The 17,691-nt window shown below is 60.0% G+C and carries 16 protein-coding genes; 3 read left to right on the top strand and 13 right to left on the bottom strand.

Features of this window, described 5'->3' with window-relative positions; genetic code table 11:
• Positions 1-2,436, bottom strand: a 2,436-nt coding sequence (gene fdnG / locus CWM53_RS20090) for a formate dehydrogenase-N subunit alpha (RefSeq protein ID WP_165785102.1), incomplete at its 3' end; no start/stop codon positions are given.
• 225 nt (positions 2,437-2,661) lie between these two features.
• On the opposite strand from fdnG, the gene yddG reads away from it, so the two are divergent.
• Positions 2,662-3,540 carry an aromatic amino acid DMT transporter YddG gene (gene yddG, locus CWM53_RS20080; protein WP_074385729.1) on the top strand — a complete coding sequence of 293 codons (879 nt, stop codon included), beginning with the start codon at positions 2,662-2,664 and terminating at the stop codon, positions 3,538-3,540.
• On the opposite strand, the gene CWM53_RS20075 is transcribed toward yddG, so the two are convergent.
• The 7 genes from CWM53_RS20075 to CWM53_RS20045 all read right to left on the bottom strand — a co-directional run bounded on the left by CWM53_RS20075 (position 3,537) and on the right by CWM53_RS20045 (position 9,785).
• Entirely contained in the window at positions 3,537-4,310 is a 774-nt protein-coding gene (locus CWM53_RS20075; RefSeq protein ID WP_100750838.1) for a 1,6-dihydroxycyclohexa-2,4-diene-1-carboxylate dehydrogenase, read from the bottom strand. The two genes, yddG and CWM53_RS20075, sit on opposite strands and share 4 nt — an antisense overlap.
• A gap of 9 nt (positions 4,311-4,319) precedes the next feature.
• Positions 4,320-5,336 (bottom strand): benzoate 1,2-dioxygenase electron transfer component BenC, encoded by a 1,017-nt coding sequence (benC, locus tag CWM53_RS20070; RefSeq protein WP_100729623.1) that lies wholly within the window; start codon positions 5,334-5,336, stop codon positions 4,320-4,322.
• Positions 5,337-5,345: 9 nt separating this feature from the next.
• A complete protein-coding gene (benB, locus tag CWM53_RS20065) occupies positions 5,346-5,831 on the bottom strand; it encodes a benzoate 1,2-dioxygenase small subunit (RefSeq protein ID WP_100630551.1) in 486 nt (161 codons plus the stop codon).
• Positions 5,831-7,213, bottom strand: coding sequence for a Rieske 2Fe-2S domain-containing protein (locus CWM53_RS20060; protein ID WP_100729622.1), 1,383 nt, complete (start codon positions 7,211-7,213; stop codon positions 5,831-5,833). The genes benB and CWM53_RS20060 overlap by 1 nt, the downstream gene beginning before the upstream one ends.
• Positions 7,214-7,322: 109 nt before the next feature.
• On the bottom strand, positions 7,323-8,249 hold the full coding sequence (gene catA, locus CWM53_RS20055; protein WP_100729621.1) for a catechol 1,2-dioxygenase: 927 nt from the start codon (positions 8,247-8,249) through the stop codon (positions 7,323-7,325).
• 69 nt (positions 8,250-8,318) lie between these two features.
• The gene (gene catC / locus CWM53_RS20050) at positions 8,319-8,609 is read right to left on the bottom strand and encodes a muconolactone Delta-isomerase (protein WP_061154455.1); all 291 of its coding nucleotides are present in this window, start codon (positions 8,607-8,609) and stop codon (positions 8,319-8,321) included.
• 12 nt (positions 8,610-8,621) lie between these two features.
• Entirely contained in the window at positions 8,622-9,785 is a 1,164-nt protein-coding gene (locus CWM53_RS20045; RefSeq protein WP_165785101.1) for a muconate cycloisomerase family protein, read from the bottom strand.
• Positions 9,786-9,956: 171 nt separating this feature from the next.
• Here CWM53_RS20045 and CWM53_RS20040 point away from each other — a divergent pair, with 171 nt between their 5' ends.
• Positions 9,957-10,793, top strand: a complete 837-nt coding sequence (locus CWM53_RS20040; protein ID WP_165784119.1) for an IclR family transcriptional regulator C-terminal domain-containing protein — start codon at positions 9,957-9,959, stop codon at positions 10,791-10,793.
• On the opposite strand, the gene kmrA is transcribed toward CWM53_RS20040, so the two are convergent.
• Positions 10,788-12,287, bottom strand: coding sequence for an efflux MFS transporter KmrA (kmrA, locus tag CWM53_RS20035; protein WP_061154453.1), 1,500 nt, complete (start codon positions 12,285-12,287; stop codon positions 10,788-10,790). The two genes, CWM53_RS20040 and kmrA, sit on opposite strands and share 6 nt — an antisense overlap.
• Positions 12,288-12,410: 123 nt before the next feature.
• Here kmrA and CWM53_RS20030 point away from each other — a divergent pair, with 123 nt between their 5' ends.
• On the top strand, positions 12,411-12,986 hold the full coding sequence (locus CWM53_RS20030) for a TetR family transcriptional regulator (RefSeq protein WP_100729619.1): 576 nt from the start codon (positions 12,411-12,413) through the stop codon (positions 12,984-12,986).
• 189 nt (positions 12,987-13,175) lie between these two features.
• Here the strand turns inward: CWM53_RS20030 and nhoA are convergent, their stop codons facing one another.
• The 4 genes from nhoA to CWM53_RS20010 all read right to left on the bottom strand — a co-directional run bounded on the left by nhoA (position 13,176) and on the right by CWM53_RS20010 (position 17,482).
• On the bottom strand, positions 13,176-14,021 hold the full coding sequence (gene nhoA / locus CWM53_RS20025; protein ID WP_070544480.1) for an N-hydroxyarylamine O-acetyltransferase: 846 nt from the start codon (positions 14,019-14,021) through the stop codon (positions 13,176-13,178).
• 76 nt (positions 14,022-14,097) lie between these two features.
• Positions 14,098-15,753 carry an ABC transporter permease gene (locus CWM53_RS20020; protein WP_100729618.1) on the bottom strand — a complete coding sequence of 552 codons (1,656 nt, stop codon included), beginning with the start codon at positions 15,751-15,753 and terminating at the stop codon, positions 14,098-14,100.
• 59 nt (positions 15,754-15,812) lie between these two features.
• Positions 15,813-16,781, bottom strand: a complete 969-nt coding sequence (locus tag CWM53_RS20015) for an ABC transporter substrate-binding protein (protein WP_008804721.1) — start codon at positions 16,779-16,781, stop codon at positions 15,813-15,815.
• Positions 16,778-17,482, bottom strand: coding sequence for an ABC transporter ATP-binding protein (locus CWM53_RS20010; RefSeq protein ID WP_012541582.1), 705 nt, complete (start codon positions 17,480-17,482; stop codon positions 16,778-16,780). Before CWM53_RS20010 ends, CWM53_RS20015 begins: the two co-directional genes overlap by 4 nt.
• Positions 17,483-17,691 lie beyond the last annotated feature (209 nt).

Genomic DNA, 17,691 nt, shown 5'->3' with positions numbered 1-17,691 from the left:
GTCCGGAATATCATTTCCGACCCACTTGCTGCCGTTCCACTGGATCAGCATCCGCTTCGCATCCCACGGCTTGCCGTTAATATCAGCCGAAGCGCGGTTATACAGCACCCGACGATTGAGCGGCCACGCCCAGGCCCATCCCAGCGTATTGCCCAGGCCCGAAGGATCGGCGTTATCACGATTCGCCATCTGGTTACCCTGCTCGGTCCAGCTGCCGGTATAGATCCAGCACGACGACGCGGTGCTGCCGTCATCGCGCAGCAGCGCGAAGCTATTGAGCAGTTGGCCTTTTTTCGCCAGCAGAGCGCCATTTTGATCGTAGAGATCCGCCAGCGCGTAGCCGTTGTTCTCTTTTGCCACTTCTGCCGATTCCGGATGGTCTGGCTGCTTATAGCGCCAGCTCATTTTCAGCAGCGGTTCCGCGCCCTTCCCGCCTTCGCGACGGTACAGCTCGCGCAGACGGTGATAGATCCCAGCCAGGATTTCGCCATCGTTGCGCGCTTCCCCCGGTGCGTCCTGACCTTTCCAGTGCCACTGCAGCCAGCGGCCGGAGTTGGCGATCGAGCCATCTTCTTCGGCAAAGCAGGTCGACGGCAGACGGAAGACTTCGGTCTGAATCGCGGCCGGGTCGACATCATTTGACTCGCCGTGGTTCTGCCAGAAGGTCGAGGTTTCGGTCACCAGCGGATCGATAACCACCAGATACTTCAGCTTGCTGAGGCTACGCACCACTTTGTTTTTGTCCGGGAAGGACGCTACCGGGTTAAAGCCCTGACAGATATAGCCGGTGACGTTGCCGTTATCCATCATATTGAAGTACTTGATAACGTCGTAAGCCTGATCCCATTTCGGCAACCAGTTGAAGCCCCAGTCGTTCTCTTTCTGCGCCGCCTCGCCATAGAACGATTTCATCAGGCTGACAAAGAATTTCGGGTAGTTGCTCCAGTAGTTCACCTGCCCGGGCAGCGTCGCCTTCGGCGTGTTGGCGCTAAGATAACTTTGCAGATCGCTCTGTTTATCGGACGGCAGCGTCAAATAGCCCGGCAGACTGGTCGACAGCAGTCCCAAATCGGTCAGCCCCTGAATATTAGAGTGGCCGCGCAGCGCGTTGACGCCGCCGCCGGCCATGCCCATGTTGCCAAGCAGCAGCTGGATCATCGCCATGGTGCGGATGTTCTGCGCGCCGACGGTGTGCTGCGTCCAGCCCAGGGCATACAGGAAGGTGGTGGTGCGGTCCGCGGCGCTGGTTGACGCCAGCACCTCGCATACTTTCAGGAAGTCCGCTTTCGGCGTACCGCAGATATTCTCCACCACTTCCGGCGTGTAGCGGGAAACATGCTGCCTGAGCAGATTCCACACGCAGCGCGGATGGCTGAGTGTTTCATCGCGTTTGGCGTAGCCGTTTTCATCGAACTGGTAGTTCCAGGACGATTTATCGTACTGGCGCTTTTCCGCATCGTAGCCGCTGAACAGGCCCTCTTCGAAGGCAAAATCATCCCGTACCAGCAGGCTGGCATTGGTGTAATGCTTCACGTACTCGGCATTGATCTTATTATTTTCGATCAGGTACAGCAGCACGCCCGACAGGAAGGTAATGTCGGTACCGGAACGAATCGGCGCATAGATATCGGCCACCGACGCGGTACGCGTAAAGCGCGGGTCGACGACGATAAGCGTGGCATCGTTATTGTTTTTCGCTTCCATCGCCCAGCGGAACCCCACCGGATGCGCTTCGGCGGCGTTGCCGCCCATCACCACCACGACGTTAGCGTTTTTGATATCAACCCAGTGGTTGGTCATCGCACCGCGACCAAATGTTGGAGCAAGACTTGCTACCGTTGGTCCGTGTCAGACGCGCGCCTGGTTGTCTACCGCCAGCATGCCGAGCGAACGCACAAACTTTTGCGTCAGCATGCCGGTCTCATTGCTTGCCGCCGAGGCGCACAGCATGCCGGTGGAAAGCCAGCGGTTAACCGTCACGCCCTGCTCGTTCTTTTCAATAAAGTTGGCGTCGCGGTCGGCTTTCATCAGTCTGGCGATGCGGCTAAAGGCTTCGTCCCAGGAGATGCGCTGCCATGTATCCGAGCCCGGGGCGCGGTATTGCGGATATCGCAGGCGGTTTTCACTGTGGACATAGTCCAGCAGGCCAGCGCCTTTCGGGCACAGCGCGCCGCGGCTCACCGGATGGTCCGGGTCCCCTTCAATATGGTAAATCGCTTCTTTGGCGTTTTTCGCGCCGTCGCCGAGGCTATACATTAATAGCCCACAGCCAACGGAGCAGTAAGTGCAGGTGTTGCGGATCTCTTTCGCACGCAGCAATTTGAAATTGCGTGCCTGAGCCAGCGCCATTTTCGGGGCAAAGCCCAGGGCGGCGGCTGTGGTTCCGGCCATACCGCCTGCGCAGATCTTAAAGAACTTTCTGCGGCTGACGTCCATTGCATTCCTCCATGCAGGATGTTGATTCATCGCGCGGAGGAAACTAACAGCAATACCTTTGTTTTATTTGCGTCAAATCAAGGTCGAAAACGCTCGCCCCCTTAATAGTCAGCAGCGACGAGTTTGACTAATACCAAAGAGTTAACGCCGGCGGGAAATATCGACCATCGACCGGCAAAAGGTGTTATAAATTCCGGCTGCGTTTGCGTCACTATCAGGTTAAATATGCAAAAAAAGAGAGCGACATCAATAGGCTTCGCCGCCATTATCTTATGGAGCACGATGGTCGGATTGATTCGCGGCGTTAGCGAAGGGTTAGGCCCTGTTGGCGGCGCGGCGATGATTTATAGCCTCAGCGGCCTGCTGCTCATTTTTACCGTTGGCTTTCCCAACCTGCGCCAGATCCCGCGCCGCTATCTGCTGGCCGGCAGCGTGCTGTTTGTCAGCTATGAAATCTGCCTCGCCCTGTCGCTGGGGTTCGCCGCCACCCGCCAGCAGGCCATTGAAGTGGGGATGGTCAATTACCTGTGGCCCAGCCTGACGATTTTGTTCGCCATTCTCTTTAATGGCCAGAAAAGCAGCTGGCTGGTGATCCCCGGTTTAGTGCTGGCGCTGTTCGGCGTGAGCTGGGTACTTGGCGGCGAGCACGGACTCAACCCCGAGGAAATCATCAATAACGTGGTGTCCAGCCCATTAAGCTACATTCTGGCATTTGTCGGCGCGTTTATCTGGGCGGCGTACTGCACAGTGACCGCGAAGTACGCCAAAGGTAAAAATGGCATTACCCTCTTTGTCCTGTTAACCGCCCTGACGCTATGGCTGAAATTTCTCGCCAGCGACCAGCCGCCGATGCTGTTTAGCTGGCCGGTAGTCATTAAGCTGATGACGGTCTCCGTGGCGCTGGGGCTGGCCTACGCGGCGTGGAACGTCGGGATCCTGCACGGCAACGTCAGCCTGCTGGCGGCGGCGTCGTACTTCACGCCGGTGCTCTCTTCCGCGCTGGCGGCAGTCCTGCTCAGCGCCACGCTATCGTGGTCCTTCTGGCAGGGCGCCGGGATGGTGTGTCTCGGCTCCCTGCTCTGCTGGTACGCCACTCGCCGCTAACCGAGATCGCCGCCCGCCACCGGTATCGTCACGCCGGTGATATAGCTGGCCTCATCGCTGGCGAGAAACAGGATCGCATTCGCCTGTTCCGCCAGCGTGCCGTACCGGCGCATCAGGCTGCTCGCCACCGTCTGATCGACCACCTGCTGATACCACGCCTTTTCCTGCTCGCTCGGTTGCTCATCGTTGCGCGGCGTCAGACGTGGCGGCGCCTCCGTCCCGCCCGGTGCGACGGCGTTAATCCGAATACCGCTGCCGCTGTACTCCATGGCAATCGACCGGGTCAGCGCGTTAACGCCGCCTTTCGCCGCCGAGTAAGGCACCCGGTTCACCCCCGCCGTTGCCACCGACGAGATATTGACGATGCTGCCTTTCCCCTGCTTCAACATCCAGGGCAGCGCCGCACGGCAGCCCCACAGCGTGGGGAACAACGAGCGGCGGATCTCTTTCTCGATCTGCTCCGGTTGGTATTCGGCAAACGGCCGCGCCCAGATAGTCCCCCCGACGTTATTGATTAACACATCGAGGCGGCCAAAATGGGCAACGCCCGAGGCAAACGCCTGCTCGGTACTCTGCCACTGCTCAAGGTCAGCCTCCAGCGCCAGTACCTGACTTCCGGACTGGGCTAGAACGGCAGCCAGTTCGTGTACGTAAGGCGAGCGGTCAATCAGCAACAGGGCAGCGCCTTCGGCTGCCGCCTGCTCCGCGGTCTGGCGGCCAATCCCCTGCGCCGCGCCGGTAATGGCAACGACCTTATCGGTAAAACGCATACTGCCTCCTTATGCCGCCGCGCTCTGGCTGGCGATAAATTTCTCATACCAGAAGCCTGCCGGGGAAATGCCTCTGTCGCGCAGCGTCGTGGCGACTGCGTTGACCATCGGCGGCGGCCCACAAAGATAGATATCGACGTCGCCGTTATTCAGCATGGCGTCGTCAAGATGGTCGGTGACAAAACCGCGCTGTGGGCAGGTACTGTTTTCATCGGCTACCACCGGCAGCCAGCGATATCCCGTCAGTTGTTGGTTAAACGCATCCAGCGCGTCGGTTTTCACCAGATCGCAATCGCGGGTCACGCCGTACAGTAGCGTTACCGGGCGCTGACTGCCCTGTGTCTGCAGGGTGTGTAACATGGACAGCAGCGGCGCCAGCCCGGTACCGCCCGCCAGCATGAGCAGCGGGCGTTCGCCGTGGCGCAAATAGAAGCTGCCCATGGGCCCGCTGAGGATCAGACGATCGCCGGGCCGCGCCTGCTGGGTTAACCACTGGCTCATCATGCCGCCAGGCACGTTACGAATAAGAAAGCGCCCTTCGAGAGAACCCGGCAGCGAGCTGAATGAGTAGGCGCGCACATGAGGCGTGCCCGGTACCTGAATGTTGATATATTGCCCCGGCAGGAAAGCCAGCGGCTCATCCAGGGCGACCACCAGTTCGATGGCGGTATCGGACAGACAATTCACCTGCCGCACCTCCGCCCCGGTGTTGGTCAGCGCGGTTTTACACTGCGCGGCGACCACCGGCACATCGATCACACAGTCGCTGGTCGGGACCATCTGGCAGGTCAGCACCTGACGGGCCTGCGCTTCGTCGTCGCTTAACGCCTCGTCGAGATAATCCTCCCCCAGATCGTATTCACCGCTGGCGCAGTGACATTTGCAGGTACCGCAAACGCCGTCCGAACAGTCCATCGGCAGATTCACCTTCTGGCGATAGGCGGCATCCAGCACCTTCTCCCCGGCATTACATTGAATAAAGCGGGTAATGCCGTCCTCAAAATTAAGAGCAATATTGAAGGTCATAAGCGCCTCTTAAATGTGGTAAACGTCAATCACCTGACGGATATAGTCGTTATTCAGGCGTACCGTTTTACGAACGATCTGCGGCCTGCCGTCCTGCTCAATTAGCGTGCAGCAGGTAGAGCCGAAATAGGCATCGGTGTGTTGATAGCGATGGCTCCAGGTGACCCAGTTGTAGCGCACCGCCAGCCCCTCATCGCTTTCGCCCATCAGTTCAACATTGCTGATGATGTGCGTCGTACGCGGCTCCGGCGTGCTGGCGCCGGAACGTTCGGTTTTAATGCGATAGACGCGATCTTCCAGGCCTTCACGGTTGGGGTAGTAGATAAGGGAAATCTCTTTTTGCGGATCGCGCGTCAGCTGGTCGTCATCGCCCCACGCCGGCATCCAGTAGACCACCTGCGGGCTGTAACAGCTCAGCCATTCGTCCCACTGACGGTCATCCAGCAGGCGGGCTTCGTAATAGAGAAACTGACGAACGTGTTCGAGATTCAGCATCAGGCCACCTCCACGCGCTGGGTAATCGACTGGTCGTAGCGCTGCTGTTCCTGTTCCAGCGCCGCCAGCATCACCGTTTGCCAGTGATGGTGATGGGCGATGTACAGCGCTTCATCTTCCGATTTCACCCCGCTGAGTCGTGGCGTGAAGCCCGCGTGCCTGGCGTGCTCATCCGGGCCATCGACCCAGCGCAGCGCGCCGCGGCTCAGATCGCTCCAGGGCAGATTTTCGCCAAGATAGCCGCGCTGGCAGGCGCTGAACTCTTCCAGATCGTCCGGCGTCCCCATGCCGCTAACGTTAAAGAAATCTTCATACTGGCGGATGCGCAGCGCCCGCGCCTGGTCAGATTCCCCTTTTGGCGCAAAGCACCAGATGGTGACTTCGGTTTTATCCACCGCAATCGGGCGGATCACGCGGATCTGGGTAGAAAACTGATCCATCAGATAGACGTTGGGATAAAGGCACAGGTTGCGGGTTTCGTTGACCATCTGGTCGGCGCGCAGTTCGCCAAATTCCGCCTGCAGACGCTCGCGGTGGGCATACACCGGGCGCACTTCCGGGTTCAGCGCCCGGGTCCACAGCAGCATATGGCCATTGTCAAAACCGTAGCCGCCGCCGACGCTCTTTGACCAGCCGTTGGCGTCAACCGCATGCGTCCCTTCTGCTTCATAGTTGCGGCGTGACATGGTTGAGGCGTAGTTCCAGTGGACCACGCTGACGTGATAACCATCGGCGCCGTTCTCTGCGCCCAGCTTCCAGTTGCCTTCGTAAACGTAGCTCGACGAGCCCTTCAGCACTTCCAGCCCGTCCGGCGCCTGATCGACAATCAGATCGATGATTTTGCGGGTTTCGCCGAGATACTCCTCCAGCGACTGCACGTCGGCGTTGAGGCTCCCGAATAAGAAACCGCGGTAAGACTGAAAGCGCGGCAACTTTTGCAGATCGTGAGATCCTTCCTGTTTGAAGGTTTCAGGATAACCGCCGGTGCTCTCATCTTTGGCTTTTAATAATTTGCCATTATTGCTGAAGGTCCAGCCATGGAACGGACAGGTAAATGAGTTTTTATTTCCGCTTTTGCGTCGGCATAACATCGCGCCGCGGTGGGCGCAGCTATTAATTAACGCGTGCAGTTCATTCTTTTTATCGCGGGTAATAATAACCGGCTGGCGCCCCAGCGTCAGGGTATAATAGTCACCCGGCTCTGGGATTTGACTTTCATGGGCAAGAAAAACCCAATTCCCTTCAAATATATTTTTCATTTCGAAATCAAATAACTGTTGATCGGTAAATATAGAACGATGACAACGGTAGATATGATTTTCACGGTCGACAATTAACGCGTTGGTGATTTTGTCTTTGAGCGCTGAGAGCGTTTTTTGCATGAGTCAGTCCCTCCTGCAGGATTCAGGATGAAAGAAACAGGGTGAATTTGTCGTTTTCGGGTGCAATATCCGGCCCGGGCAGCAGCGTGCCCGTGGCCAGTAAAGCCGATTACTCTTTGGCGCGCAGACGCGAGCCGCGGTGCTCTTCGTCGGCGTTCAGGGCTTTACACAGGGTGAAATCAAAACAGACCTCGGTGTGCTCTCCCTCAAGATCGCGCTGCGCGATGGTCTCGCGGTCGGTCACTTTTACCGGGTCGGCAATCAGACCGTCGCGGGTGGCAAAAGCAAAATCATCCCACAGATATTTATCGCCGCTGAGGTTAATCTGGCTGGTCAGATGCTTATGGCCCGGGGCGGAGACGAAGAAGTGAATGTGCGCCGGACGGTTGCCGTGGCGGCCTAACTGGTCCAGCAACTTCTGCGTCGGGCCATCCGGCGGACAGCCGTATCCGGATGGCATGATGCTGCGCACGCTGTAGCGGCCATCGGCGCCGGTGCGGATCCGCCGGCGCAGGTTGTAGTCGCTCTGGCTCTGATCGAAGAACGAATAATTGCCGAGGGTATTGGCGTGCCAGATATCAACGATGGCATTGGCTACCGGCTGGCCCTGATTATCTTTAACCTGACCATGCAGCCACATCACTTCCCCGGCATCGGCGCCATCATCCATCCGGGCGTGGCTGTCGGCCAGCGGCGCATTGGCCACATACAGCGGTCCTTCGATGGTGCGTGGGGTACCGGTTTCCCGCCGCGCCGCCGCGTCGATGGCGTCCTGACGCAGGTCGAGGAAATGCTCCAGTCCCAGCCCCGCCGCCAGCAGCGCCGCTTCCTGACGGCCGCCCAGTTCGTGCAAGTAGTTCACCGCATGCCAGAACTCTTCTTCGCTGACGTTATAGTCGTCGATCAGCGTGCAGATATTCTCCAGCAGACGGTGGACAATGGCTTTAAAGCGTTCATTACCGCCAGGAACATTTAACCCCGCGCCTTCACGTAATAATTTCTGCACGGCTTCTTGTTGTACGAAAGCATTACTCATAATTATTCTCTCTTATCGTTGTAGGATATTTGCCGGGTGTTCCCGGCATGAGGACAGATGTTATTATTATTAGCTATCGTCTTCACGAACAGACGAGGGATGACGGCATAGCGCCTCGACGCGAATATCCATAAAAGGATACAGCGGCAATCCCATTAAAATTTGATGTAACTCTTCGGCATCTTGAACATCGAAAATACTGACATTGGCGTAAAGACCGGCGACGCGCCAGATATGTCGCCATTTGCCTTCACGTTGTAATTGCTGCGAATAGGCTTTTTCGCGTTGTTTAATTTCATCCGCTTCGGCGGCAGGAAAACCGAGCGGAATATTAACGGTCATCTCCACTTTAAATAGCATGATTTTCTCCTGTTATGCTTTACGGAAATAGAAGCGCAGCTTGTCTTCATCCAGCTCCACGCCGAGCCCTGGCGTTTGCGGCAACGCCACCTGGCCGTCGGCAAAGGTCAGCGGTACGCTGACGATATCGTCTTTGAGGAGCAGCGGGCCGAACATCTCGGTTCCCCACTGCAGCGGCAACGTCGACCAGGCGTGCAGAGAGGCAACGGTACCGACGGTCCCTTCCAGCATGGTGCCGCCATACAGGCCAATCCCCGCCGCCTGGGAGACGCTGGCCAGCGCCAGCACGCTATTCGGTCCCCCGGCTTTGGCGATTTTCAGGGCATAAGCGCCGGTAAAGCCCTGCTGCGCCAGCTGATAACCATCGTAGGCGGTCGCGACCGCTTCATCCGCGAGGATCGCGGTTTCAATTTGCTGGCTCAGGCGCACCAGTGCGGCATTATCGTGGGCGCTGACCGGCTGTTCGATGAGGTCGACGCCCATCGCCGCCAGTTCGCGGCAGCCTTTCGCGCCGGTCGCGGCGTCCCAGGCCTGGTTGACGTCGACGCGGATGCTGGCGCGATCGCCTAACGCTTCCACAATGGCCCGGGTATGACGCAGGTCGGTGGCTAATTCCCGCGCGCCAATTTTCAGTTTGAACGCATGATGGCGGCGCTCAGCTAACAGTTTTTCCCCTTCGGCAATATCTTTCGCGGTATCGCCGCTGGCTAAGGTCCACAGCACCGGCAACGCCGTTTGCAGCGCCCCACCGAGCAGCGCCGACACCGGCAACCCTAAGGCTTTGCCCTGCGCATCCAGCAGCGCGGTTTCAACGGCGGACTTCGCAAAGGTGTTGCCTTTAATGGCGCTGTTCATGCGGGCAGTCAGCGCATTCAGGTTATCGGCCGGCTGCCCTTTCAACAGCGGCGTCAGATAATGGGTTATCGCCGACGAGATGGCCTCCGGGCTCTCGACGCCATAGCTCAAGCCGCCAATGGTGGTGGCTTCGCCGATGCCGCAGATGCCGTCGGAGCGGGTAAGGCGGACGATCACCAGCGTCTGGCAGCCCATGGTGGTCATCGATAACTTGTGTGGCCGGATGGTCGGGACATCCACTATCCAGCTCTCAATACGTTCTACGGTGGCGGTCATTTTCGGTTCCTGGTGAGATGTATAACTTTTTGTACCCACATCCATAACGGGGAGGTGTGTGCCATTGACAATAGGGTTCAGCCTGGTCGATGGTCAACGGCGATAATCGAAATGTTGTGCGATTATCGGCACGTTTGTTAAAAGGCAGTTAATAATGTGATCGCGGTGGTAAATCCGGCACAATTCAGGACGGTGCGGTTTGCGCACGGTATAGTGATGCCCCGTGAGCTTTGCATTGCAACGGAGAGGGAATCAATGCGTGACCATACCCCCACCACCTTGAGCGCCAGGCAGGCCGAGCACGATCCCAACTTTATGCTGTCTCTGGCCCGCGGGCTGGAGGTCCTTAACGCTTTTACCCCCCAGCGCCAGCGGCTGACCATTTCCCAGTTGAGCCAGAAAACCCAAATCTCCCGCGCGGCGGTACGCCGCTGCCTGTATACCCTCGCCGCGCTGGGCATGGTGCACAGCCCGGATGGCCGCAGCTATGAACTGCTGCCCCGGGTGCTGGCCGTCGGCCACGCCTATCTGGCCGGCACGCCGCTGGCGAAAGTCGCGCAGACGGCGCTGGATAGCCTCGGCAAAGCGCTCGGCGAATCCTGCTCAGCGGCGACGCTGGACGGCGACAACGTGCTCTATATCGCCCGCGCGGCGGTCAATAATTTACTGAGCGTCGACCTGGGGCGCGGCAGCCGCCTGCCAGCGTGGGCGACCTCTATGGGACGGGTGTTGCTGAGCGCGCTGCCGGAGGAACAGCTTGAAGTGACACTGTCACGAGCAGCGTTAATCCGCTACACCCCGCATACTCTGTGCGATATGGCTGGTTTACGTGCAGAGATCGCCCGGGTGCGCATGCAGGGCTATGCCCTCGCCGACCGGCAGATTGAGGTAGGGTTGTGTTCGCTGGCGGTGCCCGTGCTGTCGCGCCATGGCCAGGTGGTGGCGGCGCTGAATGTCGGAGTCCCCGCCGCGACGATCAGCACCGCGGCGTTAAAAGAGAAGGCCCTCGCCCCGCTTCGACGCGCGGCGATGGACCTGTCGCTACAGCTATAGCGTTGACTGCGGTTTCGCCACGCTCGCCAGACTGCGCCAGATGCCGGCGGCCAGCAGCAGAAGCAGTACGCCCGCCGTCGCCAGCACCAGGCTGTGAGCCTGGGTAAAGGCCGCCTTCGCCGCCGCCATCAGCGCTTCGGCCACCCCGGCGGGCAGCGCCTCGGTCAGACTGACCGCCTCGCCAATCGACGACGACGCCTGCTGTGCCATAGCATCGTTCAGGCCAGGCGGCAGCACAATGGTGGCGCTGTAGCTGCGGGTCAGGATCAGGCCGAACAGCGCAATGCCGAGACCGGCGCCAAGTTCATAGGCCATGGTTTCGATCGCCCCGGCCGCCGCCGCTTTCTCCTTCGGCGCCGCCGCCATAATCGCGGAACTGGAGGCCAGCAGCGCGCTGGCGACGCTGAAGCCCAGCAATGTCATCAGCCCCCACGCCTGCCACGGCTGAGTGCTGAAATCCGTAAGCGCGAGGCCAAGAAAGCTGAAGGCGCTGAGCAACATTCCGCCCGTCGCGACCTGCCGTAGTCCCAGTTTCGACACCAGTATTCCGGCGATCGGACCGCTGAAGCCACTGGCGACCATCACCGGCAGCATAAACATCCCCGCCTCGAACGGCGTTTTCTGATGCACAAACTGCAGCTCCTGAGCCATCAGCAGTTCAAAACCGACCAGAGTAATCAGGGCCGTCATCGCCATCATCACCCCGCTTAAAATAATACGATGGGTGAACAGCCGCATATCCACCATCGGGCGGGCCGCCGACAGCTGCTTGCGGATAAACCAGGTCAACATCGCCGCCCCGCCGATCGCCACCAGTGCGGTGAGCCACAGCGCCAGCTGGCCCTTCAGCGCCGATTTCGCGCTAAACACCAGCATCAGGATCGAGGCAATTAAAATGAGCGCCTGCAGCAGATTGAGCGGTTGTTCGCGGCGCGCGGGCTGGCGCGGCACCACCTTCGCATTAATGGCGATAACCACCAGCACGATCGGCACGTTGATCAGGAATACCGACCCCCAGTAGAAATGCTCCAGCAGCATGCCGCCCACCAGTGGGCCAAAGGCCGCGCCGCCGGAGCCCACCGCCGCCCACAGACCCAGCGCCATATTGCGCTGGCTGGCCTCGGCAAAGGTGCTGCGGATCCCAGCCAGCGTCGCCGGGACGATCATCGCCGCCCCCACCGCCAGCAAAGCGCGTGAGGCAATCAGCGTCAGGGCCGTCGGCGACAGCGCGGCACACAGCGAGGCGACGCCAAAAATGGCGCTGCCGAGCAGCAGCAGGCGCTTGAAGCCAATTTTATCGCCGAGGGCGCCCATCGGCAGCACCATACCGGCCATGACTAAGGAGTAGATATCAATGATCCACAGCAGTTCATTACCGCTGCTACCCAGTGCGACGCTGAGCGTCGGGGCAGCCACATGCAATACCGTGGCGTCAATCGCCACCGGAATATAAACCAGTAAAATCGCCATCAGCGTCATCCATTGCCGTGACATAGCTTGTACCTCAATCAATGTTGGAAATTGGACGCACGTCCAGGATGGCGATCCTGCCGGATTGTTGAACACATGTCCAACTTTTTGTTACACTCGGCCAAAGTCAGATGACAGCGGGGTTCTATGCACTATTTACAGCGGGATGCACGACGGGAATGGATTATGCAGGCCGCCATGCGGCTGGCGCTGCGCGGGGGTTTTGCCGCCATGACCGTGCGACAGATCGCCCGCGAAGCCGAGGTGGCCGCCGGGCAGTTGCACCACCACTTCGCCTCCATCGGCGAGCTGAAATCGCAGGTTTTCATCCGTCTGATCCGCGAGATGCTCGATATGCCGCTGGTGGCCGAAGACGCCAGCTGGCGCGAGCGGTTATTCTCGATGATTGGCAGTGAAGATGGCCGGCTGGAGCCCTATATCCGCCTGTGGCGCGAAGGCCAGGTGCTGGCCGACAGCGACCCGGACATCAAAGCGGCCTACCTGCTGACCATGAACATGTGGCATGAAGAGACCGTCGCCATCATCAAGCAGGGCCTCGCCTGCGGCGAATTTCGATCGTCTGAACCACCGGCGGATATCGCCTGGCGTTTTATCGCCATGGTGTGCGGCCTCGACGGGATTTATGCCCTCGGCACCCAGACCCTGGATGAGGCGGCGTTTAGCCGTTATTTGAATAAGATGATTACCATGGAATTGTTTTAGCGGACGCTGCCAGGGCGTGGCATGGATCCATCGCGGGCACTGACTGCTGGCGGAGGCCATTGACCCCGTTGCGCCGTTAGTTTGCCGGATGGCGGCTACGCCTTATCCGGCCTACATAAACGCTTCTATCTTCATTCGATAGCTTTCCCCCATGCCCGGTCAGCGCAGCGCCACCGGGCATGAGGAAATTTACTTCCCGGCTTCCGGATGGGTATCGAACGCCGCCATTACCGCCGCCAGCGCCGCTTCACTAAAGCCATGTTTAGGATCGTCGACACCCAGCCCGAAGCGGGTCTGCAGCGCTTCATACAGCGCGGAGACATCGGCAAAATCGACCTTCTCCACCACGTGGTTATTCTCCCAGTGGGTAAAGTGGAAATTGGTGAGGGTCATTTTGCCGCCGTCCGGCAGATGACGGCACATCAGCAGATGGTGACGGAAATGGGACTGCGGCCAGTGCGCCGACCAGAAGTTGCCCATCACATAATCAGACGCATACTGGCGGCCTAAATCGAAATGGTACATCGACTGCCAGTGTTCGTGATGGTTGAACTGCAGCGTCCACTCATCGCCTTCATGCACCAGACGATAGCTACCGTGCGGCGTTTGCTGGGGGATATCGGCCAGCAGTTTGATCGGCGCGGTCAGCGTCTGGCCGCCGAAGCCGACGTCGGCGATCCAGCGCTCGCCCGCCACTTCCACCAGCAATAAACGGTGAGTACGCGGCGGCATCTGCGGCGGATTGGCCAGCACCACGCGGCCCAGCAGGCTGCGGACGTTAAAGCCTATCTCGCGCAGCGCGCGCTCCAGCAGGCCATTCTGTTCAAAACAATACCCCCCGCGGCGGGCGGCGATCAGCTTCTCTTCCAGCGCCCGATCGTCAAGGTGGATCTCACGCGGCAGCAGGACGTCGAGGTTTTCAAAGGGGATGGCGCTGTTATGCTGCAGATGCAGTTCCCGCAGGGTATCAATGGATACATCAGGCTCACCCGTCCAGCCCAGACGGGAAAAATAGGCGCGTAAAAAGGGACTCATCAAGGCCTCCAGCTGTAGGTGTCCGACATTTATAGCCTATTTTTCCGCGCCGACCGTCTTTTTTGTGCGCTTGTCGTTAACCGCGCGTGCTGCGCTGCATTAGCGCCAGCGCCGTCAGCATCAGGACCAGACCGGTCAACAGCGTCAGGCTGGCCATCGCCATGCCCTGACCGACGGAACCCTGTTCGAACTGGCGCCAGATAAACACCGACACGGTTTGCGTACCGGCTGGAGAGAGCAGCAGCGAGGTCACCAGCTCCCGGGACGCCACCGCGAACACCATCAGCATCGCCGCCAGCAGCGCCGGAAAGACCAGCGGCAGGACAATCAACCGCAGCGCCTGTAGCGGCGACGCCCCGTGCACCCGGGCGGCGGGCTCAAGATTGGGGCCCAGCTGGCGCAGCGCGCTGCCGACATAGCGCACCGGCCAGGGCAACAGCAGGCAGCAATAGGAGAGCAGCAACATCCACAGCGTGTTATAGGGCGAACGCGGCCAGAAAGGCTGATTCCACAGCAGGATCAAACCGACCCCCACCACCACGCCCGGCAGCGCCGCCGGCATCAGCGACAGCGCGTCCACCATCCCGCGCCCTTTAATCTTCTGCACCATCACCAGCCAGGCGGCCAGCAGGCCCAGCGCGCCGACGATCAGCGCCGAGCCCAGGGCCAGCGACAGGCTGGTGCCGAGGGCCGACAGGGCATCCCCCTGCTGGTCAAACAGCGCCGCGAAGTGACGCAGCGTGACATTCTCAACACTCACGCCCCCTGAGAGCGTGCCCATCACGCTGGTGAGCATCATCGAGGCGGCGGGGACGCCGACCGCCAGGCCGCCGACGGCCGCCATTACCAGCACGGCGGGCAGCGTCATCCAGCCCAGCGATGCCCCGCGGTTTTCTCCCGGCTTGCCGGTGACGCTGGTGACCTCTTTCTCCCCCACCAGCCGTATTTGCAGCCACCAGGCGAACAACGCCACCGCCATCAGCAGCAGTGACAGCAGCGCGGCGCCGGTAAGGTCCACCGGCCAGTCGGCCAGTTTTTTCTCAATACCGACCGTCAGCATCACCACTCCCGCACGGCTGCCCAGCGCCGCCGGTACGCCAAACTCCTCGATAGCGAGGGTAAACGCCAGCAGCGTGCCCGCCGCCAGCGCCGGGGAGAGCATCGGCAGCGTCACGTGCCAGAAGGCGCGCCAGGCGCTGGCGCCATGGACGCGGGCGACCACCGCCAGCCGGGTCCCGCTCGCCAGCAGGCTGCGGGAGACGGCAAAGTACACCACCGGGAAAATATTAAAGGTCATCACCAGTACGATACCGCTGCGGCTGAACAGCAGATCGTTCAATTGCCAGCCGGTCAGCTGCTGCAGATAGCCCTGGCTTTGCAGGGCCAGCATCCAGGAGAGCGCCGAGATATAGGGCGGCGTCAGAAAGGGGATCAAAAACAGGAGATCCCACAGCCGGGGCAGCGGCAGCGAAAACATACCGCGCAGGATGCCGAGCGGCAGACCAATCATTACGCTGACCAGCGCCACGCCGGCGGCGATCCACAGCGTACCGCCGAGCATCGCCGGTAACTGGGGATCGGCCAGCAGCGCCGAGACGCCACCAAAGGCATTCCCGAGCGAACCAGCGCTAAAATGGGGAAAAATCGCCTGCAGCAGAATAAACACTAACGGTAACGCGACCAGCATCACCAGGGCGGCGAGGGTCGCGCCGGAAAGGAATGTTTGTTTCACAACCGGTTCCTGAAGCTGAGGGGTCCCCCCGGCGGCCAGCGCCGGAGGAACAGGAGCAATTACTGCGCGTACAGCTGACTGAAGCGGGCGAGCACGGCGCCCCGTTCGCTGCTGCCTTCGCTGGTGGTGGGCAGCACCTTCAGCGCGTCCAGTAACGGACGTTTGGCCGCCACGTCGCGGCGGGCGGGCATCAGCCAGGCATCGGCAACCCTCGCCTGACCTTCCGGCGACAGAACATAATCGATAAAGGCTTTGGCATCGTCGGCATGCTGGCTGGTTTTGAGGATCATCATCGGGCGCGGGGCAATCACCGTTCCGCTGGCCGGGAAGATCACCTTCAGCGACTCGCCCTGCTGAATATTGCCGTAGGAGACATAATCCACCGCGCCAAATACCGCTGCTTTCGCCCCCTGCATCACCGGCGTCACCGCCTGGGCGTTGGGTCCGCTGACCACCATGCCGTTCTTTTTCAGATCGTCAAACAGTTGCCAGGCCTGGTCGCCCATGCTGTTTTGCAGCCCGATCAGCAAATCCAGCGACGCGCCGGAGAGCGCCGGGTCGGGGGTTGTCACCTTGTCTTTAAACGCCGGCTGGGTGAGATCCCGCCACTCTTTCGGTTCCGGGGTGCCACTTTTACTGTTCCAGACAATACCCAGGGCGGAGACGCCCTGGGCGATATAGTCCGCTGATTTCAGGTTCGCCGGTACCTGGTCGGCGTTGGCGCTCGCAAAAGGCAGCAACCAGCCCCGCTGGTGCAGATCTTCGGCGGTATCCCACGAGGCGGAGATCAGCACATCCGCCTGCGGGTTGGCCTGCTCGGCCTCCAGTCGGGCCATCACTTTGCCGGTGGTGGCCTGGAAAACCGTCACCTTCACCCCGGTCTGTTGTTCAAAACCGCTGGCCAGGCTTTTCGCCAGCGAGCCAGGGCCGGCGGTGTAAACGGTCAGCGCATGGGCGCTGGAAAGCATCATGGCGGAGAGAGCCATCGCGAGTACCACTCCTTTCTTAACGGTCATAACGGTGTTCATGCAACTTCCCCTGAGGTTGGCGTAACGGCGCGGACAGCGGCCACGCGGCCCGCGGATAAATAGACAATCTGGTCGGCTAACAGCTCGGCTTCACGTCGGTCATGGGTGACATACACGGCGGTGATGCCGAGCTGTCGCAACAGGCGGCTCATTTCGCCGCACAGCGATTCGCGCAGTTCGCTGTCCAGGTTGGAGAGCGGTTCATCAAACAGCAGCACCCGCGGCGCGGCGACGATCGCCCGCGCCAGCGCCACCCGCTGCTGCTGACCGCCAGAAAGACCAGAGGGTTTACGTTCGGCGAAACCGTTGAGGCCTACCCGCGCCAGCGCCTCGCTGACCCGGCGCTCGCGTTCGCTACGGGAGACACCGCGCATGCGCAGTGGAAAGGCGACGTTCTGCGCCACGCTCATATGCGGCCAGAGGGCGTAATCCTGAAAAACCATGCCGATATCGCGCTGCTCCGGGGGCAATCCCCATCCTGCGCGGGCGACCAGCCTGTCGCCAAAGCGGATTTCGCCGCTGGCCGGCACGCTCAGCCCGGCCAGCAGACGCAGCAAAGTGCTTTTGCCGCAGCCGGACGGACCCAGTAGCGCCACGATGCGGCCGGGTTCGATATGCAACGAGAAACGGTCAAGAACGGGAGTCTCTGCGAAGGCAAAAGAGACCTCCTGCAGGGTGATAGGGGTCAGCGTGCGCATCATCGCCCTCCCTTTCGGGACAGCGAGACCTGCCCGGCGGCCGACATCCGACGGGGCACGCTCACCTGGGATAACATCAGGGGAGCCAACATATTGTGATCCTCTTTGGGACTTAGTGCTGGCGACTATAGTCAGACGAGATGACGTATTGATTACATTTTCATTGCGGCTTAACGTGTTACCTGCCAACCGACCCATTATTCAAGGAACGC

Source organism: Klebsiella sp. A-Nf5, assembly GCF_002810545.1.
GTDB classification, from domain to species: domain Bacteria; phylum Pseudomonadota; class Gammaproteobacteria; order Enterobacterales; family Enterobacteriaceae; genus Klebsiella; species Klebsiella variicola.
This window is presented reverse-complemented; position numbering and strand designations above follow the sequence as displayed.

Excerpts from the sequence above, each read along its gene's own strand:
- CWM53_RS20030 (WP_100729619.1), top strand. The coding sequence starts at position 12,411 with ATGCACTATTTACAGCGGGATGCACGACGGGAATGGATTATGCAGGCC.
- catC (WP_061154455.1), bottom strand. The coding sequence starts at position 8,609 with ATGCTATTTAAAGTGGAGATGACCGTTAATATTCCGCTCGGTTTTCCT.
- CWM53_RS20045 (WP_165785101.1), bottom strand. The coding sequence starts at position 9,785 with ATGGATGTGGGTACAAAAAGTTATACATCTCACCAGGAACCGAAAATG.
- CWM53_RS20015 (WP_008804721.1), bottom strand. The coding sequence starts at position 16,781 with ATGAACACCGTTATGACCGTTAAGAAAGGAGTGGTACTCGCGATGGCT.
- catA (WP_100729621.1), bottom strand. The coding sequence starts at position 8,249 with ATGAGTAATGCTTTCGTACAACAAGAAGCCGTGCAGAAATTATTACGT.
- CWM53_RS20060 (WP_100729622.1), bottom strand. The coding sequence starts at position 7,213 with ATGCAAAAAACGCTCTCAGCGCTCAAAGACAAAATCACCAACGCGTTA.
- CWM53_RS20040 (WP_165784119.1), top strand. The coding sequence starts at position 9,957 with ATGCCCCGTGAGCTTTGCATTGCAACGGAGAGGGAATCAATGCGTGAC.
- benB (WP_100630551.1), bottom strand. The coding sequence starts at position 5,831 with ATGCTGAATCTCGAACACGTTCGTCAGTTTCTCTATTACGAAGCCCGC.
- benC (WP_100729623.1), bottom strand. The coding sequence starts at position 5,336 with ATGACCTTCAATATTGCTCTTAATTTTGAGGACGGCATTACCCGCTTT.
- kmrA (WP_061154453.1), bottom strand. The coding sequence starts at position 12,287 with ATGTCACGGCAATGGATGACGCTGATGGCGATTTTACTGGTTTATATT.
- nhoA (WP_070544480.1), bottom strand. The coding sequence starts at position 14,021 with ATGAGTCCCTTTTTACGCGCCTATTTTTCCCGTCTGGGCTGGACGGGT.
- CWM53_RS20075 (WP_100750838.1), bottom strand. The coding sequence starts at position 4,310 with ATGCGTTTTACCGATAAGGTCGTTGCCATTACCGGCGCGGCGCAGGGG.
- yddG (WP_074385729.1), top strand. The coding sequence starts at position 2,662 with ATGCAAAAAAAGAGAGCGACATCAATAGGCTTCGCCGCCATTATCTTA.
- CWM53_RS20010 (WP_012541582.1), bottom strand. The coding sequence starts at position 17,482 with ATGATGCGCACGCTGACCCCTATCACCCTGCAGGAGGTCTCTTTTGCC.